Here is a 23730-nt window from a genome sequence, read left to right on the forward strand (position 1 = left end):
CGGGATGCAGACAGCGTCCGGCCAATGGGAGACGTCAACGTGACGACACCGACCAACATCATCAAGTTTCCGGGCCAGCGACTTCGCCAGCCCCAGACCGCAAACACGTCTGGAGCCGAATACATCGCGGGTGTGACCTCCAATGCCGCTGCGATCGAATTCGCGGTCGGGGCTCTGGTCGAAACCGACGAAGACCGGGCACTGCATGTGGCGGCTGTGGTCGGCGCTTCGATCCGCTTTGCCCGCCGCCGCGGCATCAGCATGACCAGTCTGCCGACGCAACTGCGTCGCTGGTTGCTGCAGGAATGCGACCGTGGCGATGCTGCCGCGATCATGGTGCGCGAATGGCTGACCGGCAATGCCAGGTTTCTGGATCTGCCTGAGCTGAACGGGGAGGGCGCATGATGGTTGGCAACATCAAGTCTCGTGCGGCAGAAACCCTCGAACAACGGCTGATGCGTTTTTTCCTGCGCCGCATCCGCCGCCTGGCCATTCTCGATCTTTATGCCAGCGCCGCGAACGTCGAGCTACTGGACATGCACACGATTGGCGAATTCGGTGAGGCGAAAACCAACCTCTGGGTCGCCGCAGACCCATGCGATCTTCTGACCGGCGATCCGGAGCGGGATCGCCGGGTCCTCGCCCGCTTGCTGAAATCCTCACAAACGGGTTCGCAGGCCGATGGCGGCGAGAATGACCCGGCAGATCGGATCGTCGGCATCCCTTATGAGCCGGATACGGCCAACGAGACGCCGGCACGGCGTGCAATCGTCTCCGCTGCTCGCCCTTTCAACCATATCGATCCCGTGCGTCCCGTGAGAGGCGACGCGTCCGACAGTCGAGCAGTATTGTCACTGGTCCGTTCATTCCTGCCGTCGCCGGATGTCAACAAGGTTGCGGTCGCCTTGCTCGTTGCGCGCGCCGCCGGATCAAGTCTGGCGGGAATAGCCGATTTTCTGGACGCTCTGTCGCAACCCGACCCCTTCATCCTGATCAAGGCACCGGTCGGTGGGTTTGAGCATCGGTTTGGCCAGGCATTGGAGGAGGGCGTTATCGTTCCCTTCTGGGCAAAGCTCGCGGATCTGTTTCACTTGATTTCGCTTTCCAACCGCTATGACGAAAAGCGGACGGCCAAGAAACGCCGAAAGGTCGCGGCCGCCTCGGGCAAGGCCATCGCAAAATCGAAGGAAACGATGGTGCGCCGGCAGATCAGCAATGTTTTGTGCGAAACGCATCTGCCGGTGATAATCGCGGACGAAACCGAAGCGGCGCTGATGTCCGGTATTGTCGAGACAGCCGATCTGGTCCTGGAATGCGGACCGCTTGATGAAGACATTCTCGCTTCGCTGTTGTCGATCTGCTGCGGCATCCCGGTTCACGAGACACTCGAGCAGTTCCGCCAGACACCATTCGATCTGTCGCGTCTGCATATCGACGATCTGACATTGGCAGTCCGGCCAGGGCGCTCTGTCGAGACCATCCTCACCGCGCTTGAAATTCTGGCCCGCCCGATCACCAGTGAGGACGAAGCAAGCGGCGGCAGTGACACGGATGACCGCAAGAGTGGAGGGGGCAAGCGTAAGGGCACGGACACACAGGTCTCCGTCGATATCATCCAGCCCGACGCGGTCACCGTGGAGCAAGAACCAGCCACAAGCCTTGGTTCGATCAGCTCGTCTGCGGGACTTGTCCGCAAACGAGCTGCTCCGACACTTCGTGTCGAAACGCTGGCCGGTTATGGAGATGCGACATCTTGGGCGATGGATCTCAAGGCGGACCTCGTTGAATGGCGGGCAGGAGAGATCGGCTGGGGCGACATGAGCACCAAACTTTTGTTGTCCGGTCCGCCCGGGACGGGCAAGACGACGTTTGCACGGGCATTGTGCAATTCGCTGAAGGTGCCGCTGGTGATCAGTTCGGTCACGTCATGGCTCGAGCCCGGATATCTCGGCGATGTGCTGCAGCGCATGTCGGCGGCATTCAAGACAGCGCGAGCGAACGCTCCGTGCATCCTGCTCGTCGATGAGCTGGATGGCATCGGCAGCCGGGCAGGGGGCGGCGATCGTAATCGGTCCTATGACGATTACTGGACCTCCCTGGTCAATAGCCTGCTGGAATTGCTCGACGGTGCCCTGAAATCGGAAGGCGTGATCGTCGTCGCGGCAACGAACTTCCCCGACCGGATCGATCCGGCGCTGTTGCGCTCGGGGCGGCTGGAGAAGCACATCGTTATCCCGATGCCCGATGTCGATGCGCTGACAGGCATTCTGGCACATCATCTCGGCGCCGATCTCGAAAGTGTTCTGGCCACTGTACCGGCGGCAATCCCCAAAGCCCGATTGCGGCCAGCCGCGCCGAGAAACGCTATTCCTCTCAAACAGCGCCGCACACCGTCTGCGGATGCGGCAGACCCGGACAACGGCAACGACATCGACCAGAACAGGAGGCCCCTCCGTGACTGATATGACCAGATCGACATATGCCGGACTGCGGCCGCTTGCGGTCCGAGCCCTGGGACAGACCGGAGCCGATATCGAGCGGCTGGTGCGCGAAGCCCGCCAGTCTGCCAGACGGCAAAAACGACCGCTGACGTGGCAGGACATCGATATCGCGCTTCAGGGTAGACACAAGCGGATGCCTGACGATGTCCTCTGGCGTGTCTGCCTGCATGAAGCGGGACATGCTATTGCCTGGTCGCTACTGGGGGTCGGCGAGTTGTTGTCCGTCACCGTCGGCGCAGAAAATCTCGGACAGGTGCTGACGCGCCGCAGAAACGACATGGCTCAGACCGAGAGCTGGCTGACGCAAACGTTGGCCTGCCTTCTTGCGGGGAGGGTGAGCGAACGGTTGATCCTTGGCGATGTGGTTGCCGGAGCCGGCGGCGACGATACGAGCGATCTGGCCCAGGCGACGGATTATGCGCTGGCGGCCGAGACTAGGCTCGGGTTTTCCAGTGTCAATCCGCTTCTCTATCGCAATCCCTCCGGCAGTCTCGATCTGCTGAGCCTCGATCGTGAACTGGCGGCAAGAGTCAACGAGCGCCTGATCTCAGGCGAGACATTGGCGTTGGAGCTGTTGACGAGCCACCGGGATGATTTGCTTGAGATTGCCGGCCGGTTGCAGGAGAGGGGTGTCATGGAGGGGCGCGAGATCCGGCAGATGCTTGGGCTGGCAGAACCAGGAATGCCGGAACCAGAATGAGCTGCTTGTCGTCCGAAGGCTGCAGAACCACGATTCTAGATAACGGAACGTCGATTCAAAACTCGGCGTCTTCGCTTCGAAACTCCGGATTTTCGATTCTCGCCACATTGTAATCGATTCAGAAGTCTGCAGTTTCGATTCAGAGCGCGCAATCATCGATTCCGATCGGAAGATTTGCGATTCCGACGGCATCGACAAAGCTGCGCTAGGGATCGAGCCTCCGGCCGGACACGGGTATGGTCTAGGCGAGAGTTGGCATTGCCGGCAAGGAACAGCTCGTTGCCTGACAGTGAACCGCAACGTCATCCGAATTGCGCGAAACGCAAAGCAGGCTGCGCCCAGTCTCCGGCACACTCTCGGCACTTCGAGGTAACTTGCAGGCAAATCGACAGACATCATCACAATTTACCCTGACGCGATTCCAGACACAGAATTTGCGATTCAAAGCTCGAGACCGTCGATTCCTGAGGGCGGAATGGTGCCGTGCCATCGGTGCGCGGTCCGCCGCCTTGGGCGAGACACCAGCTCCGGTCATCGTGCTTGAGAGATTTTAAAGGCGGTCTCGCTATAGCGGGGGCAGAGCAATATGGCGTGATCCTCAACCAGCTGTCGGAGACCTCAAGGCATGCCCGTCAAATCGAAACGGACGAAGGCCGCCGAGCAGCGGAGCCGACAGAAGGGCGTGCGCGACAAGGCCAAGGACCTGCGCCGACCGACACGTGACGATGTCGCCCGGATGCTTTTGTGGAAAACGATCTCGGATGGTCACAAGAGCGGAGATGTGGCAGGCCCATCCTTCCTCGAAGAGGTCGCAAGGGATATCGTCATTGGTCTGGAGGCCCAAGGTTTTGACGAGCGCGAAAGCTATGACGTCATCGACGGCTTGATCCGTAAATACGCCGATGGCCTGTTTCCGTTTCGGCCCAAGCGTCACCTCAAACGCAACGAGCCTGGCGAACCCGGCGGCGATCCATCCAGGTGAACTCTCGAAGGGCAGGGCTCCCCGCTTTGATCCGGTGAGGTTCACGTCATCGTATTTCCCGGCTTGCAAGAGCCGTCCATCCTGACGGCCGCAAGTCCTGTCCATGCAAACGACGTTCGCTATAAAATGGCGTATTCCCCCCATTACTCCCTACAACGACGTTTGCGCTAGAATCGATTATTTTGAGCTCTGCGCCCTGAACGGAGCCGGCATTGAGGGAAGGAGCGCGCCTCCAGTCGGGCTGCCGGTATCACGGTAGCCTCGACGTCGTTTAGCGTCAGCGCATCGCGCTACGTCGTAAATCGCGTCAGCCACCGATCGCTGGACAAGACTGACGCGACGTCCATCGCTGCCAATCCGGCCCCAGCGCCGCACTGCGAGAATGTCGCCGAACAGGTCGATCTCCACCGAGACATGATAGAAGCGCGCCATATTTTTGCGCTGATCGATCCGCTCGAGATAGATGGAGGCAAGGTTGATATCCATCTCGCTAATGTCGGCGGTCAGGCGCACTCCGTCCAACGACTAATATGAATCGATCATAAGAAACCGATTCATATCTGCGATGCAAACGGTAGATTCGGCGATCGTTCACGGTGCCCTGGCCAAGCAAGACCGGCATATGAACATCGGAGATATATGTCGCCAGCATCACGAGGGTAGGCGACCAAGGTGGGACATATTGTTAATCAGTGTTAGTTATCAGCTGTGAGTTCATGCTGAACCGCGACTTGCGGGGCTGCCCAAGCTAACCGGCGTGTCTCATCTGAGCGAGCAGTTTTTTGCGAAAGACTTCGGCTGGCGTTCGATAGCCAAGACATTTGCGCGGTGTCGCATTGAGCCGATTGCAGATCTCGATCAGATCGGCGTCTGTGACCGACAGTGGATCGACCTCTCTCGAAAGCCATTTCCTTACCCTGCCGTTGGTGTTCTCGACCGTGCCCTTCTGCCAGGGTGATTGTGGATCGCAGAACCACGTTTGGGTGCCGATGCTGGCCTGGAGATACGGCCAGTCGGTGAACTCCGTCCCGCGGTCGAAGGTGATCGAACGGCGGGCAAGATGGGGCAGGGACTGCAGGGCTTGTATGAGGCCGTCCATAACAGGCCGGGACTGCCGATCATTGTTGCGCAGAAAGATCGCAAAGCGGCTGACCCGCTCGACAAGCGACGTCACATTGGCCTTTCCGAACTTCTTGCGGAACTGGATCAGATCGCATTCCCAATGGCCGAACTGCTTGCGATCGGCAACGACGTCTGGGCGGCGCAGGATGTTCAAGTCCGGGCTAAACCGTTGGCCGTGCTTGCGTCTGGCGTGTCGTGGTCTGCGCCTGGCACGATGCTCCGGCAAATGCCGCCACAGCTTGATGGCATGGCCGTCGGCCGAATAGGCGAACTTGTAGATCGTCTCATGGCTCACCGAGATCGGATGACGTTCCAGCCGCATTCGACCGGCGATCTGCTGCGGTGACCAGCCGTGCACGATGCGCTCGATCACCGATTGTCGAACGTGTGAGAAGCGCGCAAGCTTCCGCAGCTTCGCACGACGTTCGCAAGCCATCTCATGCGCCGTCACGCAATAATAGCCGCTGAGATCGGGTATCTGCTTGTCGACGAACATATTGCGTCTGACTTCACGAAAGATCGTCGAACGATGTCGTCCGAGCTTCTCGGCGATGACCGCGACACTGAGGCCAGCCGTCCTCCAGCGAGCAATCTTACGGCGTTCGTCCAATCCAATCTGGGAATAGGTGCGTCTCATTGCGTCTTCCTTGCGGAGTGATAACCCATTGGCATCATTCGCAAGTCGCACTTCATCCTTGAACCCACCCAGCTAGTTATCAAACCTCAGATAATAAGTATTATGGAACCGGAATATTCTAGGTTCCAATCGCCTCGTAGGCCTCGGCGATCTGTCGGATGGAGGCGACTTAGAGTGCGTCCATTTTACTCGGGGTCATACCCGCAGGATTTGAAGTAGTTGGCGCATTCCTGCTGCTCAAACATGGTGACGACCTGTCCGACCGTGTCCCACAGCGCCTCAACCGTTCGCTCGGCTTTGGCGCGCAAGATTGCTTTCAGCTTGGCGAATACCTTCTCGATTGATGGTGTGGATGGCTCCTGCTTCCGCCGGCGTATTCCGGCATAGTTTGGTTGTCATCGTCTCTAAAAAATGGGAGCCTTCCATGTCTGATCTTGCTACCGTTGGAATTGACTGACAATTGACCTCGCGAAGGACGTCTTTCAGATCCATGGCATCTATATCAATGGCCGAGTTCTCATCCGCCGCCAGCTCCGCCGTAGCCAGTTGCTCGCATTTTTTAAGAAGCGCTCCCCTTGCTTAATCGGTATGGAGACCTGCTCGGGCGCTCACGACTGGGGCCGCAAACTTCAGGAGATGGGGCATGACGTCCGGTTGATGCCGCCGGCTTATGTTAAGCCCTACGTAAAGCGCGGAAAGACAGACGCTGCGGATGCGGCCGCTATTTGCGAGGCTGTCGCACGCCCATCGATGCGCTTTGTCGCCGTTAAGAGCGAAGCATGTTCATCGGTCCTTGTCCTGCACCGTACACGGGACTTTCTTGTCCGCCAGCGAACTCAGATCGGCAATGCGATCCGCGGTCATATGGCGGAATTTGGCGTCATCGCGGTGAAGGGTGTTCAAAATGTCGATTGACTGAGGGAGCAACTGGGCCAGCTGCCGAGAGTGGCGCGAACATCGCTCGATTTACTCTTCGATCAACTCAACGAGACGAACAAGCGGATTGACCAGTTGGCTGGCGAGATCGAGGACGCTCACGACCAAGACGAGACAAGCCAGCGACTGGCTACAATCCCAGGGGTCGGAATACTTTCGGCGACCGCTATCGCAGCAACAACACCCGATGTCAGCAATTTTGACTCCGCGAGAGACTATGCAGCCTGGCTCAGCCTAACACCAAAACCGCACTCGACTGGCGGCAAACAGAACGTCGGGTGGATCTCAAAGATGGGAAATCGGTATATTCGACGATTGCTGTATCTTGGAGCCATGCCGCAGATCATGCTCAGACGCCGGCTCAAGCGGGAGCCGGGATCGGACTGGCTGTCGAGCATGCTTCTGCGGAAGAAGACGAAAGTCGCCGCCATTGCCTTGGCACATCGGATGGCAAGAACAATTTTCGCCGTCCTTCGGGACGGCACGCGTTACGGATCGCAGGCTGCAACCGCCTGAACGCTCCAGGAATGGTCAGGGCAACGTGAGGTGATGGCGAACAAGCGGAGACGAAGAACCAGGACACCCCGATCAATCCGAAGCTCTCCGAGCGCGCTCGATTGAGTGGGACCTGTTCTCCAAGCGGACATTCATCAGGGCGCGCAGCGTCTCGCTGCATATCTAGACGCCGTATACATGGCCGCAACCGACCTGTTTACCGGAACCGATCGTATCCTTGACTCGCAGGAGCCATCCATACATGGCAGCACGGGCGATATCGGCGGCGCCACCAACGCCGACCGAGGCGATCACCGCGCCGTGCCAGAACGCGTTTCGCTTAGCAGCCTTGCGGGCCGTCGCCTCGTGCGCTTTCAGGTCGGCGCGGCGGGCGTCCGAAATCCTCGTGCGCTTTTCATTGCAGGCCACGCGAAAGTGCTCGCGGTTCACTCCGCCTAGAAAATTCGTCTTGAAACAGAGTCTATCTCGAAAATGCTCTAACGAGCAGCCCTGATCAGTCTCTCAGCAAGTCCTGTCTTTCGAGCGATGATCTCTGATCCCTGATAGGAAAGGTGGCCGCTGTCCCGGTAGAGGAATTTACCATCGATCTCAGTTCTGCATTTTGTGTCGTCGCAGAGAAAGTCGTGGTAAGAGACAACCTCGACGTCAGCTTTCACGGCGACCTGGTTTAAGAGATCGAGAGTGCGGGATCGCATCCGGCGGTAATCGATGACATCGATTTTGCAATCACTGTGCCGCCCGAGCATAAGACCTCCACTCACCTTTCGCTCAAGGCAATCGCCGATATCGAAGCCTGCGACTGGCGGGGGAGCAACTATGACCACTCGCCTGCCCAAAGCACGAACTGCCTCGACGAGAGACTTGATACCCTCAATGGCTTCATCTACCGAAGTTTCAACTTCCGTGAATGTCCCGTCACGCCTCTTAAGCAGCATGAAGTCTTTGGAGTCAGGGGCGTCAAATGGACTCGAAATGACAACGGTCCTTATCTCCGGCCGATTTTTCAGGATATCCAAAACACTGTCATTGAAGCGGATACAGTCCTCACCGGAGGAGGGAGACAGTGCGCGCTTGGAGAAGGCAGCAACGCCGATGGCGGGGGAGCACCCGCTCATTGTGAGCTGAGCCAGGCCGGCCTCTCCGACCGTTTTGGCCAAGCCAGAAACCAGTGCCATGGCAAATGAATCGCCCCAGACCAGCAATTCGGGGCTGTCCGTCGTCTGGCAAGCCTCCGGGATGCCCTGAGGACGCGATCCAGATGTGAGATCACATGCCCTTGCCAGGCCGTAATTGATCCGTCGGCTCTCGGAAAAGCCACCCTTACTTTCGGCTGCGCCAATGTCGACTGACAGTGCGAAGCCGAGAAGAACCGTTGCGGCAACGAGTCCTGAGGCCATCCGTCCACGAGATGCAACGAATCCCTGCTGGAACGGCTTTTCCACGAAACGGTGAAGAACTAAGCTCGCTACAACTGAGAAGGCAACGGCCGCATAGATCGCAAGCGCAGGAGGCTCTTCCAGCCAAGCAGCCCGCACATATACAAGCACCGGCCAATGGATCAGATAGAGCGAGTACGAGATATCCCCAATCCTTGCCATGCTTCGAACCGCCACATTATCCCTGCTGGGCGACAGCAGGAGGATCAGGGTTGCCAAGCAGACCAAAGCGGCATCCACGATCGGGTTCTGCAAACCAGAAGGTCCAAAGGGAATAAGGAGGATAAGCACGAGCGCCGGGAGGCGCAGCGCCGCAAACTTGGCAGCCACGCGAGCGCTGGCGGGAAGCAATGCCCCGAGTGAACCAATCGCTATTTCCCAAAAGCGGGTCGGCAAAAGATAAAATGCAGCGGATGGGTCGCGAAAGGCCACGTAGAGACACAGCGCCAGGCTGGCAACCAGGAGCGAACTAACGGCTGTGAGCCACCATCTCTTGGGAGCCAAGGCCAAGAAAGCAGGAAGCAGCAGATAACACTGTTCTTCGACAGCGAGCGACCAGAAATGCAGGAGAGGCTTCGTTTCGGCGGATCCGCCGAAATAGTCCGCCTGAGTCCAGAGAACGATGTTGCTGGTGAATGTGAGCGCCCCGAGGACCTGAGTTCGGAAGTCCCCCAGGCCCACATCTGTCAGGAAGAAGGGTGCAGCGATCGTCGTGAGCGCAATGACCACATAGGCGGCGGGCAACAGACGCTTCGCACGACGATAATAGAATTCCCAAAAGCTGAACCGTGCCTGCTCAAGCTCGGTAGAGATGAGGCCGGTGATCAGAAAGCCCGAAATTACGAAGAAAATATCAACGCCGAGATAACCAAACGGCGCGACTTGGGTATGATAAAAGACAACCAGCAGGGCAGATAGACCCCGCAAGGCATGGACATCGGCTCGAAAGTCTCGCGGCATAGAAGACCTGATGAATTTCCCGGCTTAACTGGATGAACTAAGACCTTAGACACGTTGGTCAGCCGCAGGAATCCGCAGCAACGATGTGAAAAGGTGCCCTTCTAGAAACATTCGCTGGATCGATTTCGGCCGATTTGCCGCACTCGCCCATAACTAAGAAATCGTCGGCAGCAGGCGCCGGCGTACTTGCTTTCAGTCAATTGTTGTTCTTCTAATGGAGCATGCCCGCCAATTCGTAAAATCGATTGTTTGAATGCCATACATACATGCTATGGATTGCTTGCAGACGCCTTTGGCTCGATGCTTTGACGGAGGGTAGAAACTTACGGTGACGCAAGCAGTCGGCAACCTCGCCTAATGCGCTCGCCACGCGCATGTTCGCCATAAGGCTTCATCACGCTGTTGAGCTCTAAGTGCAAATGAACAGACAAAAGTCATGCGCGTTGTCGTACACGCTTCATGACGATGCGGTATGCTGGTTAAGACTTGGTCCATCGGTTGGATTCAGCTCAGCCTTGAGGTCCACCAGCGACTGCATAGGCGACAAGGAAGTTGCTGTTCACCATCAGTGGCCACGCGATAAAGCGGCGTTATCATCGCGCCGATAGCAAGCCCCCCAGGTGGAACCCTTCTGCTCAGCAACAATTCGAGACACGCCGGAGCGTTTGCCAACGGTTTTACGACATTCGGCGTCAGTTTGTCGATTTCCCGACATAACCATCATACACGTCTGCTTTCTGGACCGAACGAAGACCCCAAATCCAGGAGCTGCGCGGCTAAATCCAAATTGGCATGATTCTTGAAATACTAATTACCAGGCACCCAATGCTTGGTGCCGCAACTCATCTCACGGCAAATCATGAGGTCGCAGGATGGAAACTCAGGGTCACATTCGCACTACCTGCACAAGTTGGTCGAGGTCGGCGACGAATGGACGATTGACCCGTCCAGCGTCAATCGTCCAATCGATGGATCTCGAGCCGCCTTTGAATTGTGAGGTGGACTTCGATCGTTATGTATTAACGGGCGTCCTTTTACATGCATTCGAAAAAGGCGCTGCCAGATCTATGACTGCAAGGAGGTCGAAAGGATTTTCCGCAACCGAGTTAGACGACGCCCTTTGCCCCTCCACCCCCCTTTCACAAGCCTTCGCAATGCCAAACTTGCAAACCGCTGAATCGAGCGTGGAGGAAGAAGATCTGCTCGGTCTGCTCCTCGCGCATACACGACCAGATAATGCAATGAGCGCCTTCTTTGCCGCAATAATCGCTGGGACGGCTATGAGTCATGACCACCTTTGGCTGGCCGTAGGTCTGTACGATTGGTCTGAGCTCAGCCATTTGCTCGGAGCCCATGTCCCAACACTTGCGGCGGGCAACACCAATAGCATGCGGTGGAAGAAATACCTTTACCGCAAACTCTGCGAGGCTGATGGCCATATCTCTATGGGTTGCACAAAGTTGCCGACAGCGCATGGAGCGCCAGACCTGCTTCGGACCAGAAGAAGGCGAAAAACCTGCAAAAAACCGGTCGGTGAGCGCAGTCCCAGCCTGTTGCCAGTCAACGGGCGTAGAGAACGCTTTGGAACCTATAAAGAGGAACGACAATGATTGCGAATCAAGCCGCAGAGACCCCTCGTAAGGTGCCGTTTTACCGTCATCTCTACGTGCAGGTTCTCACTGCAATCGTCGCTGGCATTATGGTAGGCAATTTTTATCCTGACCTCGGTGCTTCTTTGAAACCACTAGGGGATGCATTCATCAAGCTCGTCAGCATGATTATTGCGCCAGTCATATTCTTGACGGTTACAACTGGCATTGCCGGAATGGCTGACCTGAAGAAAGTTGGACGTGTTGCCGGAAAGGCGATTCTCTATTTCACTGTGTTTTCGACCTTGGCACTCGCCGTTGGCCTTCTGGTTGCGAACATCCTCCGGCCGGGCGCGGGGATGCACATCAATCCGGCGACACTTGATCCAAAAGCCGTCGCCGCCTACGCGACGAACGCTCACGGGACGACTGCAGTGAGCTTTCTTATGAAGATAATTCCAAACACCATCGTCGGCGCCTTCGCGGATGGCAATATCCTTCAGGTGCTGTTCATTTCGATACTTTTTGGAATATCGATTGCAATGGTAGGCGATCGTGGGCAACCGGTCGTCAGGTTCCTGGATGCACTTACGGAACCGATGTTTAAGCTTACAGCCGTGCTGATGAAAGCCGCTCCCATAGGAGCCTTCGGCGCGATGGCCTTCACGATTGGTAAATATGGCATTGCCTCCCTTATTAACCTGGTAATGCTGATCGGCACTTTTTACCTCACGTCGCTCCTCTTCGTGCTCGTGGTGCTCGGGGCTGTCGCGCGATGCAATGGATTCTCGGTCATTGCTTTGATCGCTTACATCAAGGAAGAGATCCTGCTCGTCCTGGGGACATCCTCGTCGGAAGCGGCTCTACCGGGCTTAATGGCGAAGATGGAGCAGGCGGGCTGCAAGCGGTCGGTCGTTGGACTTGTTGTCCCGACCGGATATTCTTTCAATCTGGACGGCACAAACATCTACATGACGTTGGCTTCGCTTTTCATCGCCCAAGCGACGGACACGCCGCTCACGCTGGCGGATCAGATCCTGCTTCTATTGGTTGCTATGCTGAGTTCAAAGGGTTCGGCCGGCATCACCGGCGCAGGCTTTATAACGCTCGCAGCGACGCTTTCCGCGGTGCCTTCGGTCCCGGTCGCCGGTATGGCGCTGATCCTCGGAATCGACCGCTTTATGTCGGAAAGCCGAGCAATCACCAATCTAATCGGCAATGCAATAGCGACGCTCGTCGTCGCCAATTGGGAGGGAGATCTCGATCGGGGCCGGATGACCGCTGCGCTGGCCAGGGAACCAGCGGTGGACGAAATTCAATAACAAGATGTTCAAACTCGAGCGAGGCTTTCGTGCCCCAACGGTGGACGTAGATTGCTTTGGAGCGGGCCCCGCCCAACCATGATTCCTGTAACACTATGCGTTGCCTGCCAGGCGCGGACCGAAAGGCACAAATCGACTGAGTGGTTGAATTCGCACGCGGTCCAATAGCTAAACTCAGGCGGAGTGCTATTATGCCAAAAGGATACCATATCAACCCACGTCTGAAGCGCTCCCACCTGCGTCGAACGAATGCGCACCTCGCCATGTTCTGTGACAATCTCTTGAGGCTTTCTTCGACGCCGAAACCGGCGGCGTGGCATTTGCGGCGTCTATGCATGCGATCACATCAATCGATTTCCCAGGTGGCAGTTCGGACGACATAAGGGGTAAGCAGCATCGGAGCTGCCTCTTATGGAGCACATGTGATGAAAATAGACGGCGATGATCGTGGGAATAACATCAAGGGTACAGACGGCAATGATATCATCAATGGCCGCGGCACAGGCGATTGGATCCAAGCTCGCAACGGTGATGACTGGGTCGACGGCGGCAAAGGGCCTGACCTGATTTGGGCCGGTGAGGGTCACGACATTGTTTGGGGCGGCGAGGGTTCCGACACCCTGTATGGTCAGGAGGGAGATGATCTCCTGTACAGCGACGAGCCCAACGCGCCGCGCAACATACCTAAGGGGGTTGACGGGTGGGACGTGATCGTTGCTGGCCCAGGAAGGGACATTCTCGTCGCAGGGGATGGCAAGGATCTTCTGAAGGGTGGAGACGACGGCGACGCGTTTGTGTTCCGTTTCCACGACCCAATGGTCGGGAGCGACAAGAGCTACGCCGTCGTTGACGATTTCGACCCTAAGCAGGACCGATTTACCTTTGATGCGAAAGGCCTGGGCGGAGATCAAGCCGGCGCTAACTTTGTCGACCACTCCAGCGGAGTGCCGGGTTCGTTTGTGGACACCTTCTACAGCGGCGCAGCGGCGCACGCAAAGGGCCAGCATGTGGTGGTGATCACCGACCAGACTTTCGCGTCTGCTTCTGCAGCCGCTAAAGCGATTTCCGGCGAGAGCGCTGGCGACATCATCGTGTACCATGACTCCTGGACCACCGTCGCGACGGTGGCTTACGTCGACTCCGCAAACCACGCTGACAGCTTCGCGGAGCTGAACCATCTAACCCTGGCGGACCTTGCCACCATGACGGCTTCGAACTTCGCCTTCATCTGACCTGAAGAATTCGTGGAATACTTTCAGCTGGGAGTTGAGGTCAGTCAATACAGTCTGGTGTCGTAACTTCGGCGCACAGCGTAACCCGGTGCCTCCCTCTGAAATGAGAGGCACTGGGCGTATCCGAAACTGGGAATGCGCAGCGGGGCAGCCAACACATATCGGTTTCCCACTATCAACTGGCCGTCCCTGAGACGAGCCAAGCACCAAACATAAGAGATAAGTCGCTAGATGAAGTCGCGATGGTGACACTATTCCGCACGGCTTGAGCGTTACAGACGCAGGAATACTCTATGATTTTGTCTCACAGCAACCCAAATCGACCACAGTTGTTTTTCATGACGATCCTATTGTCGCTGAAAAATGCTTTTCCCGGCATTGCGGCGACTAGCGCCGCGATCAACGTGCTTGCGATGACGGGCTCATTCTTCATGCTGCAAGTTTATGATCGGGTAATTCCGGCCCATAGCCTCCCGACCCTCGTTGGCCTCGGGGTGATCGCAGCGACCTTGTACGTCTTTCAGGGAATACTTGAGTTCATCCGGTCGCAACTGCTGATGCGAGTCGGCATGTCCGTTGATGAGCGGTTCGGAAGGGTGGTCTACCAATCGCTTTTCATCCAATCCAACCACATGCAGACGCCGGACGACGGCCTTCAGTCTGTGCGCGATCTGGACACAGTTAGAGGTTTCCTGTCCGGTCTTGGCCCGACAGCTTTGTTCGATATTCCCTGGATGCCGTTCTACCTTGGACTTTGCTTTTTGTTTCACGTCTGGATAGGAGTTACTGCTCTTGCGGGAGCGGTCACGCTGGTCGCGCTGACCATTCTGGCCGAGCACAAATCGCGTCAGCCGGCAAAAGAGGCCGCCGAGGTCTCGACAGAACGGCTTGCTCTCGCCCAGTCTTGCAGGCGGAATTCGGAGGCAGTCTTGGCAATGGGGTTTGGCCATCTGCTTGGCCGAAAATGGGCTGACGTAAACCGCCGTTATCTTGACAATCATTTTAGTTCAATTTCTGCAACTATCTCTTTGGCAACCTTGTCCCGGATTTTACGTATGATGCTCCAATCCATAATGCTTGGAGTCGGTGCAAGTTTGGTCATCCGCCAGGAAGCGACGGGGGGCACAATGATCGCCAGCTCTATTTTGATGAGCCGCGCCCTAGCGCCAGTCGAACTGGCGATTGGCCAATGGAAGGGATTTGCTAGAGCCCGGGAAAGCTGGTCACGTCTTATCCGACTCGCCGATGTCATTCCTCCGACGAGGAAGGAGGTGGTATTGGGACGACCTACTGAGATTCTCACTGTCGAAAATCTACACCTCGCGGCGCCCGGCGCGCGAAACACTATCGTCCGCGGCATTGCATTTGAGCTTCGTTCGGGACAGGCACTGGGCGTGATCGGTCCCAGCGCCTCAGGTAAATCCTCCCTTGGTCGAGGGTTGGTGGGGCTGTGGCAACCGGTCGCCGGCACCGTACGCTTGGATGGCGCCGCAGTCTCCCAATGGGGTCCCCAGTTGCTTGGCACCTATATTGGATACCTCTCACAAGATGTTGCTCTCTTCGGAGGGACGATCGCAGACAACATAGCTCGCCATGACCCGGACGCCTCATCAGAAAAAGTCATTCACGCGGCGAAGGCGGCTGGAGTCTATGACATGGTTGTTCAATTCAAAGACGGCTTCAACACAAGAATCGGAGAGCAGGGCTCCGTCCTATCTGCCGGGCAACGACAGCAGATCGGGCTGGCGAGGGCGCTCTATGGTGACCCTTTTTTGGTTGTGCTCGATGAACCCAATTCTAATCTTGATGCAGACGGCGACAAAGCACTGTCGCGCGCGATTATGGGGATTCGATCGAGGGGAGGCATAGCAGTAGTTATCGCCCATCGCCCCAGTGCACTTGAAGCGGTCGACAAAGTGCTTGTGCTAGAGGACGGTCACGCAAGGTCATTTGGCTGGAAAGATGAGGTGCTGCGAAGGACGACGCAGTCATGACGAACGATGTTTCTATCAGTCAAAATAATGGCACGATGGTTCAAGACTACGCTCCTCTAGCCGAACACTCAATCCGCCGCCTAACTTTGGTTGCCTTTGCTACGATATTCCTGCTGTTTGGGGTGTTGGGGGGGCTTGCAGCAACCGTTCACCTGCGCGGAGCAGTCATTGCTTCGGGCACGCTCGTTGTTGATAGCTATGTGAAGACCATCAAGCACCAAAGCGGTGGTACCGTCGGTGATGTGTTCGTCAAGAACGGAGATCGTGTCCTCGCCGGACAGTTGCTCGTCCATTTGAACGATATCCAGCTTCGAGCGAATCTGGCGGTCATTTGCAAGCGGCTGAAAGAGCTTTCGGCGCGAATAGCGCGCCTCTTGGCAGAACGCGACTCAAATGAGGTGATCGATTTTCCTAATTCCGTCTTCAAACATCAAGGGAACGCGGAGGTAGCCAAAATCATCGAGGGGGAACAGCGACTGTTCAATGATCGCCGTGCGTCGAGGGCAGGACGAAAGGCACAACTGATCGAACGGTTAAACCAGCTCTCGAGGCAGGCAGAAGGATTGTCGGCCCAACAGGATGGAAAACGCGGTGCCGTCTCCCTCGTCAAAAAGGAACTGGCGAGTTTACAATCGTTGTTCGAACGAGGCGTCATACCTGCGACCCGGGTCTACGCTTTGCAGCGCGACGCGGCGGATCTCACTGGAGACCTCGGGAGTCTCATTGCATCAACCGCTGAGATAACTGAAAAGATGGCAGAAACAAAACTTCAAATCATTCAGATTGACGATGATCAGAGAACTGAAATTTCGGATCAACTGCGTCAGGCAGAGAGTGAGGTCGCCGAATATTCCGAACGCATGGTAGCCGCAAGAGATGAGCTGCAGCATGTAGATATCCGCGCTCCCCAGGCAGGAACCGTCCACCAACTGACGGTGCACGCTGTTGGCGCCGTAGTGACGCCTGGCGAAACGATCATGCAAATCGTTCCAAGCAGCGATGCTTTCACCGCAGAACTCAAGCTTGCACCCCAAGATATCGACCAAGTTGCCGTGGGGCAGGATGTCAGGCTCCGTTTCTCAGCATTTAGCCAAAACACAACGCCTCAGATGAATGGCCGCGTTACGGATATAGCGGCCGATCTCACAACCGACCAAAGAACCGGCCAAGGCTACTACACCTTGCGGGTTCACCTTCCGCAAGAAGAATGGGCGCGCGTTGGAAAGCTCACGCCCGTCCCAGGGATGCCCGTCGAGGCGTTTATTCAGACGAGCGAGCGGACCGCGCTGGCATATCTCGTTAAACCACTAGCGGATCAAGTGGCGCGAGCTTTCCGAGAAGAATAATAGTCCTCGCAGACGCGCTTGCGAACTTTGTCCTGGTGGAATTCGGAGCTCTCATCGACTGGAGCACGTCGCTAGTGAGTTTCCGCCCTCATCCAGCGTAATTGGCACCGCAACCCCGATCTACCTGGATCCGCAGCATGGCGGCGTTTAACCCTTCTGGGAAATGCAGTACCTGCCGCTTTTCTGTGCGGCTGACGTGGCTGCCGATTCCGATGAAGCGGCCCCTTTGTTCCGAAAAAATCGCGCCCCGGGTTTCCAAGATGATCTCACCCCCTGTTTACTGGGGTCCACAGGCAATGATTGTTGTCCGTTCATTCAGGCGAGGTGTCAAGCTTTTCGGGGTAAGTTTCGGGGTAGGCTTTCGCCGTTTAATTCGGGCTCCGACGCATGTGTGGAACGGCGCGGTCATATGTCCGGCCTGTTAGCGCGGTCATCGACCGCTGGCCACGATGAGTTCCGCGATGCCGATCGCCTAATCGATTTTGCGCGCTCAAAGGCGCACTGCGTCAGACGGTCTGAACGGCGTTGAGGTTTCGTCCCTCAAGTTCATCATGCTTTGGCGGCTTGCCACGTTATCCCAACGCCGAGACGCCAGGAATTCTGTTTCTAGACAATAACCAGGGATGTTGCTCGTTGATAAATTCGGAGCCAGCGCGCAGCAATCTTTGCATCCATATCCATAGCGTGAATTGGTGTCATCCTCACAATCAATTTTACCAAACTCGCCATACACTGGTAAGGCATGCCGAGTTCGAAAGTGAATGACTGTGCGCGCGATCGTCGAAGCTGACGCTGGCAGATTGTATGGAGAGGACAATGTGCGGGCAGGGCCGCAATACAACGACTACGGCTCGCGGGCACGAATGGCGTGAACGGCACGCGGTCGATGACGGCCTGGTCCACGAGACATTACCAAACTCACAATAACTGAGGTCACGTGAATGACAATATCTCTTGCGGACGTACCAGGCATGGTTGGTCAGGAACTTAGCATTTCGGATTGGATGACGGTCGATCAAACGATGATCAACCTATTTGCCGATGCGACACATGACCATCAGTTTATCCACGTGGATCCTGACCGCGCAGCGATGGAAGGCCCATTCGGAGGAACGATCGCGCATGGTTTCTTAACACTGTCGCTTCTGCCAGCGATGACCTTCAATGGCCTACCGAACATTCGGGAACAAACAATAACCCTGAACTACGGTTTCGATCGCGTCCGCTTCCTGTTGCCTGTCAAGACCGGCAGTCGCGTACGGGGCCGCTTCTTGCTGTTGAATGGCCGCTTTCGCGGCGCCAGTATTCTGATGACGACTTACCAGGTCACTGTCGAGCTAGAACACGAAAGCAAACCGGCACTCACCGCCAACTGGATAACCATGGTCCAGTTCAATCCAAAGGACCGGCCAAAAGACATCTGACGATCACCCCTGGATCGGTTCTGTCGTGCGCTCCTGTTGCTCATCAGGCCGCGCGAGATGTTCCGCCTCACCTCAAAATCTCCCTAGAACGAGGATTAGTCCGGCCGGCCGAAGAGGCAAATTATCGCGTCTGTTTCTCGTCACATCGCCGTGTCGGGATGCAGTCTACCTCTCCCAATTTACCGACCGGAGGTAATCTCTCTGCCCGTATCTATTGTTTTGTCTAGAGCAGACCCTGCGGTCACTTCGCAAGGCTCGGCGCCCTTCCATGAGACCTCCAGCATCTCCTAATTGGGGGTATTCAGGGATAAAATAGGATGCATCTTCAAATGCAACTAGATAGCTTATGTTGGCCGCTTTCACTATTTCTTGATTGGTACTACGCCGCGTCAGTTGCCTCCCCTCACGGACGATATCCCGGCAGAGGCGATCCAAGATCACACCCTGACCATGTCACGAATCCGCCTACGATCTGCGCTTATGGACCGTACCCTTGGGGCTTGAGGGCCGGCGAACTGGGTTCAATAGGTTATGCGGTTTAAGGGACTTGATCTAAATCTTTTGGTTGCGTTCGACGCCGTGATGACTGAGAGAAGTGTCACAGCGGCTGCTCGCAGCATCAACCTCAGCCAGCCCGCCATGAGTGCTGCGATCGCCCGCCTCCGGCTCTATTTTGGCGACGAGCTTTTTATTATGCGGGGGCGCAGTTTCTTAACCACCCCGCGTGCGGACGCACTCGCCGTCGCGGTGCGCGATTCCCTGCTCAACATACAGTTTTCCATCATTTCCGCAGACCCGTTTTGCCCAGCGAAGTCGGGTCGCTGTTTCAGGTTCGTTCTTTCGGACTCTATGACCCTTGTATTTTTTGGCAAGGTCGCGGAGCGTGTAGCCCGAGAGGCGCCAGGGGTCAGTTTCGAACTCCTGCCACTTGATGACGAACCTAGTGAGCTTCTACGCCGAGGAAGTGCCGACTTTATTATCCTTCCCGACCTTTTCATGTCTAATGAGCACCCCAAACGCAAACTCTTTGGGGAGACGCTCGTATGTGTAGGCTGCCCGAGGAATAGCCTGTTAACGAAACAACTGTCGTTAGAGAAGTATTTTTCGCTGGGACATATCGTGGCAAAGTTTGGAAGCACAAAAGGGCCTTCTCTTGAGCAATGGTTGTCGAGTCAACACGGCTTTAAAATGCGTGTTGAACTCGTTGTGCCTAGCTTCGTGTCAATCCCTCCCCTGCTATCGGGTACTAACCGGATAGCGACTCTGCCCTTGCGATTGGTGAAGAAGTTGGAACATGCTATACCACTAAGAATCGTCAAACATCCATTCTCCGCCCTTTCTTTTAACGAGATAGTCCAGTGGCCCGCGCTTCATAACGCAGACGCAGCCAGCATTTGGATGCGAGAAATATTGTTACAGGAGGCGTCGAGTATGGATTACATGGATGCCATCGAGCCTTTCCGAAGCGCAGAATGTTCTCGCACACGGAAGCGAGGGGGCGATGTCCGGTAGGTGGCATCTGCACCGACACCACACATCCGATTGGTGCCTGAAACATGGCCGACCGCGTTAACTCACCACAAACCGGGGAGGATCTTCGCGATGCCCATGTTGCGAAAACCGGGTTTCCATTGGACCTCTCAAGGAAAGCCCCTGTTCAAACCAACGGTACTGGTTGCCTCCTTTTGGATGCTAGGCACGGGCTCCGCCGGTGCGCACGTCAAATGGTTCTCTGTCTATGACACTGCCGCCCAACCACGCGGCCTCGGAGAAGTGCTATGTCAGGATTTCGGTTTCCTTCTTGTCGTTGCCATACTCTGCTTTTTCTCTGGCTGTCTGGTTGAGCAGACTGCTCGGGGTGAACCAATATCACGCCTGCTCGGGCGCTTTGCGTTTGGCCGGGGGCGACATGCTGAGGCGGTAATCCGCACTGGTTGTGGGTTTTTCTTCGTATCGCTCTCTACGACCGGAGGGATCCTACTGACGCCCGAATTGAAAACCACATCCGCCGTTGTGGGGCCCTTGCAGCTGACAATCGCGGCTGGGCTGCTGTCAGCCAGCACGACACCTATATCCGCCGTATGTGTCGTCGCGCTTTTCGGCCTGGCCGTACGGGACTACGGTGTATTTCATATGGCGGACTATTCGATCTTCCTGGGACTTTCGGCCTATCTCGCCCTTACCGGGTTGCAAAAAAGGTTTTTGGGCGTCCTACCGCTAGACATCCTGCGATATTCGACCGCTGCCACGTTGATGTGGGCCTCCGTTGAGAAGTGGGCCTATCCTGGCTGGAGCTTTCCGCTCCTGGCCGCGCATCCCAATATCGCGCTTGGCATAAACAGCGAGTCCTACATGCGGGCCGCGGGCATGATCGAGTTCACACTCGCGTTTGCCCTATTGTGGACGCCTCTGGTTCGACGCCTTTCCGCGATCGTTCTACTTGCAATGTTCGTCAGCGCCTGCGCCGAGTTCGGCAAAGTGGATATAGTCGGCCACTCCGTGATCATCGTCGTGCTTATCACGATTTTCGCAGATGACCGGCCTAAGACGGTGGATCTGCGCGTTCCATGGCTCAGTCCGGCGGCGCTCTGTGCGGCGCTCGTGGCAACCATCATGGTCTACTATTCCAGCCATGCGGCGATCTTCAATACCACGATTCTGTAGGCCCTCGCTTCAAGAGGAGCGGAGGTTGAGGGAAACGCTACCAAAGCAAGAAGTTTGCGATCAAGTGCCTCTTAGAAGCTGCCTGAAAAAGATGTGAGTGATTTTGACCTGCCACTGAACTTTCATCCAGCGGCGACTAAATGTGGAGCCTCAACACGTTGTCCCTGTTCAGACGGAGGCGACTGATGGGTGTTTTTGATTTTAAGCCGCCGTGCGGACGATGCCAATTGTACATGTGGTTCCAGTTCGGCAGGTGGGCCTTTCGATGATCTGAGGTCTGATACGCACGAGCATAAGCCCATTCGCGTAAGGCTGTCTGAATAAAGCGTTCGGCCTTGCCGTTGGTCTTCGGCGTATAAGGTTTGGTGCGGATGTGCTTGAGACCGAGAGCCTTGCAGGCTCGTGCGAAGTCCTTGGCGATGTAGCAAGAGCCGTTGTCGGTCATGACTCGCGTAACCGTAATGCCGAGGCTGGCGTAATAGGCAACTGCCGCATTGAGGAAGGCTATGGCGCTGACGGCCTTTTCGTTCGGGAAGATGTCGGTGAAGGCGATGCGGGATGCATCGTCGATCGAGACATGGACGTATTCCCAGCCGATGCCGCGTGAGTTGCTCTGATCAGTCCTGTCGCCAGTGATCCGGTGCCCGACCCGGCCGAAGCGGCCAAGACGCTTGATATCGAGATGGATCAAGCCGCCTGGCTCGGCATATTCGTAACGCACGACCGGTTCGGCCGGAGCAATGTCTTTCATCCGGGAAAGACCGGCCCGCTTGAGAACGCGGCTGACGGTGGCCGGTGATACGCCTGTCTCCATGGCAATGTGCTTGCCGGTCAGGCGCTGGCGACGAAGAGCGACGATGCGATCGCTCAAAACCTCATCCGTCTGACGGGGGCTGTTTTGGGGCCGCGACGAGCGATCCGCCATTTTGGCGCGCCCACCCTGCTCGAAGCGTTCAATCCAGCGCGATACGATCTTGGGCGAGACGGCATAGACGCAGGCGGCTTGCGCTTTGGTGAGCGCACCGCGGAGAACGGCGACAGCCATTTCCTCTCGACGCAGCGGGGTCAGTCGGGCATTCTTGTGGATGTTCATTCGGAGCGATCCTGGAAAACTGAGGTGTGGTAACTCCAGTCTCCTAAATCCGCTCCGAATGGACAACCTCCTGAAAGCTCACAACTAGAGCCCCGGTTTTTGTGAACCGCCCCAGGTTTCTGGACCAGCGGAGGCTGGAGTTTTCCGGCTTCATTCAGGGAGGCGGGCTGGTTGCGCCTCCCTGATTCATCAGTGAGATCGGTACCTTGTTGCCGATTGCGCCATGTGGCCGAACCTCATTGTAGTCTCTACGCCAATCCTCCATCTTTTCGCGCGCATCCGCAAGGGTCAGGAACCAGTGCTGGTTCAGGCATTCCGCCCGGAAGCGGCCGTTGAAGGCTTCGATGAAGGCGTTGTCCGTGGGCTTTCCCGGACGTGAGAAGTCCAGGATCACGCCCTTGGCATAGGCCCATAGGTCGAGATCGCGAGACACAAATTCGGTTCCCTGATCGACACGGATCGTCTTCGGATAGCCGACTTGCCGGCACACCCGCTCCAGCGTCTGCACTACGTCTTCGCCGCGATAGCTGTGACGCGGATCAAGCACTGGCACGTAGCGTGAGAAGGTGTCGACCACCGTCAGAACCCGCAGTTTCTTTCCGGTCGCGAGCTGATCGTGCACGAAGTCCATCGCCCACACGTCGTTGGGTCCCACAGCCTTTTGTCGGTCCTCCCGCAGTTTGGCTTTAACCCGACGCTTCGGTGTCTTATTGCGCAACTGCAGACCCAAGTCTCTGTAAATGCGATAGGTTCGCTTGATGTTGGTGCCCCAGCCCTCGCGTTCCAGGAGCACATGCACGCGTCGATAGCCATAACGCACACGGGTCTCGCAGATCTCCCGAATACGACGTTCCAGGCCGGCCTGATCGGCACGGCGAGAGGTGTAATGGTAGGTCGACCGATCGAAGTTCAGCGCCCCACAGGCACGCCGGATCGAGATTGCCCAGTCCCGGCACATGCCCCTTACCACCTCTCGCTTGCGAGCAGGCCTTAGAGCTTTCGCCGGATGACGTCCTGCAACATCTCCCGATCCAGCGTCAGATCCGCGACGATCTTTTTCAATCGCGCATTCTCGTCCTCGAGCTGCTTCAGCTTCTTCATCTCCGGCGGCAACATTCCGGCGTACTTCTTCTTCCAATTGAAATAGGTCGCCTGGCTGATCCCCGCCTTCCGGCAGATCTCCGCAACTGGTACCCCCTCATCACCCTGCTTCAGAATGAACGCCTTCTGCGCGTCCGAAAACTGCGATGCCTTCATCGTCTTCCGTTCCTTTCCC

Annotated in this window: 18 protein-coding genes and 2 pseudogenes; 13 read left to right on the forward strand and 7 right to left on the reverse strand. The window is 56.6% G+C overall.

The genetic code is table 11. From position 1 onward, the window contains the following. Window positions 1–39: 39 nt before the first annotated feature. The 4 genes from LZK81_RS28785 (at window position 40) to LZK81_RS28800 (ending at window position 4183) form a co-directional block, all read left to right on the forward strand. A complete protein-coding gene (locus LZK81_RS28785) occupies window positions 40–405 on the forward strand; it encodes a hypothetical protein (RefSeq protein WP_233957902.1) in 366 nt (121 codons plus the stop codon). A 500-nt stretch (window positions 406–905) separates the two neighbouring features. After that, window positions 906–2462, forward strand: coding sequence for an ATP-binding protein (locus tag LZK81_RS28790; RefSeq protein ID WP_233957903.1), 1557 nt, complete (start codon window positions 906–908; stop codon window positions 2460–2462). Window position 2463: 1 nt separating this feature from the next. Continuing rightward, entirely contained in the window at window positions 2464–3201 is a 738-nt protein-coding gene (locus tag LZK81_RS28795) for a hypothetical protein (protein ID WP_233957914.1), read from the forward strand. Between the two features lie 682 nt (window positions 3202–3883). Next, entirely contained in the window at window positions 3884–4183 is a 300-nt protein-coding gene (locus LZK81_RS28800; RefSeq protein WP_233957904.1) for a hypothetical protein, read from the forward strand. 177 nt (window positions 4184–4360) lie between these two features. Here LZK81_RS28800 and LZK81_RS28805 read toward each other — a convergent pair whose 3' ends face one another. From LZK81_RS28805 to LZK81_RS28815, 3 genes and pseudogenes are all read right to left on the reverse strand, one after another. Further along, window positions 4361–4669 carry a WGR domain-containing protein gene (locus LZK81_RS28805; RefSeq protein ID WP_233957905.1) on the reverse strand — a complete coding sequence of 103 codons (309 nt, stop codon included), beginning with the start codon at window positions 4667–4669 and terminating at the stop codon, window positions 4361–4363. Between the two features lie 262 nt (window positions 4670–4931). Next, window positions 4932–5942, reverse strand: a complete 1011-nt coding sequence (locus LZK81_RS28810) for an IS30 family transposase (RefSeq protein WP_233953407.1) — start codon at window positions 5940–5942, stop codon at window positions 4932–4934. A 185-nt stretch (window positions 5943–6127) separates the two neighbouring features. Then, window positions 6128–6298, reverse strand: a pseudogene (locus LZK81_RS28815) (IS630 family transposase); the annotation flags it as partial. 97 nt (window positions 6299–6395) lie between these two features. On the opposite strand from LZK81_RS28815, the pseudogene LZK81_RS28820 reads away from it, so the two are divergent. Further along, a pseudogene (locus LZK81_RS28820) lies at window positions 6396–7394 on the forward strand (IS110 family transposase). A 162-nt stretch (window positions 7395–7556) separates the two neighbouring features. On the opposite strand, the gene LZK81_RS28825 reads toward LZK81_RS28820, so the two are convergent. Both LZK81_RS28825 and LZK81_RS28830 read right to left on the reverse strand, forming a co-directional pair. Then, window positions 7557–7802, reverse strand: a complete 246-nt coding sequence (locus LZK81_RS28825) for a hypothetical protein (RefSeq protein ID WP_233957906.1) — start codon at window positions 7800–7802, stop codon at window positions 7557–7559. 68 nt (window positions 7803–7870) lie between these two features. Further along, window positions 7871–9790 (reverse strand): acyltransferase family protein, encoded by a 1920-nt coding sequence (locus LZK81_RS28830; protein ID WP_041365285.1) that lies wholly within the window; start codon window positions 9788–9790, stop codon window positions 7871–7873. Between the two features lie 1154 nt (window positions 9791–10944). On the opposite strand from LZK81_RS28830, the gene LZK81_RS29520 reads away from it, so the two are divergent. The 8 genes from LZK81_RS29520 to LZK81_RS28870 all read left to right on the forward strand — a co-directional run bounded on the left by LZK81_RS29520 (window position 10945) and on the right by LZK81_RS28870 (window position 21361). After that, window positions 10945–11400, forward strand: coding sequence for a nitrogen fixation protein NifQ (locus tag LZK81_RS29520; RefSeq protein WP_407668986.1), 456 nt, complete (start codon window positions 10945–10947; stop codon window positions 11398–11400). Then, window positions 11397–12701 carry a dicarboxylate/amino acid:cation symporter gene (locus LZK81_RS28840; RefSeq protein WP_046602102.1) on the forward strand — a complete coding sequence of 435 codons (1305 nt, stop codon included), beginning with the start codon at window positions 11397–11399 and terminating at the stop codon, window positions 12699–12701. Before LZK81_RS29520 ends, LZK81_RS28840 begins: the two co-directional genes overlap by 4 nt. A 425-nt stretch (window positions 12702–13126) precedes the next feature. Beyond that, window positions 13127–13933 (forward strand): calcium-binding protein, encoded by an 807-nt coding sequence (locus tag LZK81_RS28845; protein ID WP_046608118.1) that lies wholly within the window; start codon window positions 13127–13129, stop codon window positions 13931–13933. 293 nt (window positions 13934–14226) lie between these two features. After that, window positions 14227–15927, forward strand: coding sequence for a type I secretion system permease/ATPase (locus tag LZK81_RS28850; RefSeq protein ID WP_233957907.1), 1701 nt, complete (start codon window positions 14227–14229; stop codon window positions 15925–15927). 35 nt (window positions 15928–15962) lie between these two features. Continuing rightward, complete coding sequence (locus LZK81_RS28855; RefSeq protein ID WP_046608120.1) at window positions 15963–17273, forward strand: HlyD family type I secretion periplasmic adaptor subunit; 1311 nt, start codon at window positions 15963–15965, stop codon at window positions 17271–17273. A gap of 941 nt (window positions 17274–18214) precedes the next feature. Further along, window positions 18215–18697: a MaoC family dehydratase gene (locus LZK81_RS28860; protein ID WP_040126001.1), complete on the forward strand. Its 483-nt coding sequence runs from the start codon at window positions 18215–18217 to the stop codon at window positions 18695–18697. A gap of 531 nt (window positions 18698–19228) precedes the next feature. After that, window positions 19229–20209, forward strand: a complete 981-nt coding sequence (locus LZK81_RS28865; RefSeq protein WP_046602104.1) for a LysR family transcriptional regulator — start codon at window positions 19229–19231, stop codon at window positions 20207–20209. 177 nt (window positions 20210–20386) lie between these two features. After that, window positions 20387–21361: a hypothetical protein gene (locus tag LZK81_RS28870; RefSeq protein ID WP_233957915.1), complete on the forward strand. Its 975-nt coding sequence runs from the start codon at window positions 20387–20389 to the stop codon at window positions 21359–21361. 136 nt (window positions 21362–21497) lie between these two features. Here the strand turns inward: LZK81_RS28870 and LZK81_RS28875 are convergent, their stop codons facing one another. Together LZK81_RS28875 and LZK81_RS28880 are read right to left on the reverse strand one after the other, a co-directional pair. Then, window positions 21498–22454 (reverse strand): IS481 family transposase, encoded by a 957-nt coding sequence (locus LZK81_RS28875; RefSeq protein ID WP_233957908.1) that lies wholly within the window; start codon window positions 22452–22454, stop codon window positions 21498–21500. Between the two features lie 154 nt (window positions 22455–22608). Beyond that, window positions 22609–23711 (reverse strand): IS3 family transposase gene (locus LZK81_RS28880; protein ID WP_233957909.1). Its coding sequence is split into 2 segments (ribosomal slippage): window positions 22609–23450 and window positions 23450–23711, totalling 1104 coding nucleotides; the frame shifts between segments, so codons are not numbered across the junction. Window positions 23712–23730 lie beyond the last annotated feature (19 nt).

Source organism: Neorhizobium galegae, from assembly GCF_021391675.1.
In the GTDB taxonomy this organism is placed as follows: domain Bacteria; phylum Pseudomonadota; class Alphaproteobacteria; order Rhizobiales; family Rhizobiaceae; genus Neorhizobium; species Neorhizobium galegae_B.

Excerpts from the sequence above, each read along its gene's own strand:
- LZK81_RS28795 (WP_233957914.1), top strand. The coding sequence starts at position 2,464 with ATGACCAGATCGACATATGCCGGACTGCGGCCGCTTGCGGTCCGAGCC.
- LZK81_RS28805 (WP_233957905.1), bottom strand. The coding sequence starts at position 4,669 with ATGGATATCAACCTTGCCTCCATCTATCTCGAGCGGATCGATCAGCGC.
- LZK81_RS28810 (WP_233953407.1), bottom strand. The coding sequence starts at position 5,942 with ATGAGACGCACCTATTCCCAGATTGGATTGGACGAACGCCGTAAGATT.
- LZK81_RS28830 (WP_041365285.1), bottom strand. The coding sequence starts at position 9,790 with ATGCCGCGAGACTTTCGAGCCGATGTCCATGCCTTGCGGGGTCTATCT.
- LZK81_RS29520 (WP_407668986.1), top strand. The coding sequence starts at position 10,945 with ATGCCAAACTTGCAAACCGCTGAATCGAGCGTGGAGGAAGAAGATCTG.
- LZK81_RS28840 (WP_046602102.1), top strand. The coding sequence starts at position 11,397 with ATGATTGCGAATCAAGCCGCAGAGACCCCTCGTAAGGTGCCGTTTTAC.
- LZK81_RS28845 (WP_046608118.1), top strand. The coding sequence starts at position 13,127 with ATGAAAATAGACGGCGATGATCGTGGGAATAACATCAAGGGTACAGAC.
- LZK81_RS28850 (WP_233957907.1), top strand. The coding sequence starts at position 14,227 with ATGATTTTGTCTCACAGCAACCCAAATCGACCACAGTTGTTTTTCATG.
- LZK81_RS28855 (WP_046608120.1), top strand. The coding sequence starts at position 15,963 with ATGGTTCAAGACTACGCTCCTCTAGCCGAACACTCAATCCGCCGCCTA.
- LZK81_RS28860 (WP_040126001.1), top strand. The coding sequence starts at position 18,215 with ATGACAATATCTCTTGCGGACGTACCAGGCATGGTTGGTCAGGAACTT.
- LZK81_RS28865 (WP_046602104.1), top strand. The coding sequence starts at position 19,229 with ATGCGGTTTAAGGGACTTGATCTAAATCTTTTGGTTGCGTTCGACGCC.
- LZK81_RS28870 (WP_233957915.1), top strand. The coding sequence starts at position 20,387 with ATGCTAGGCACGGGCTCCGCCGGTGCGCACGTCAAATGGTTCTCTGTC.
- LZK81_RS28875 (WP_233957908.1), bottom strand. The coding sequence starts at position 22,454 with ATGAACATCCACAAGAATGCCCGACTGACCCCGCTGCGTCGAGAGGAA.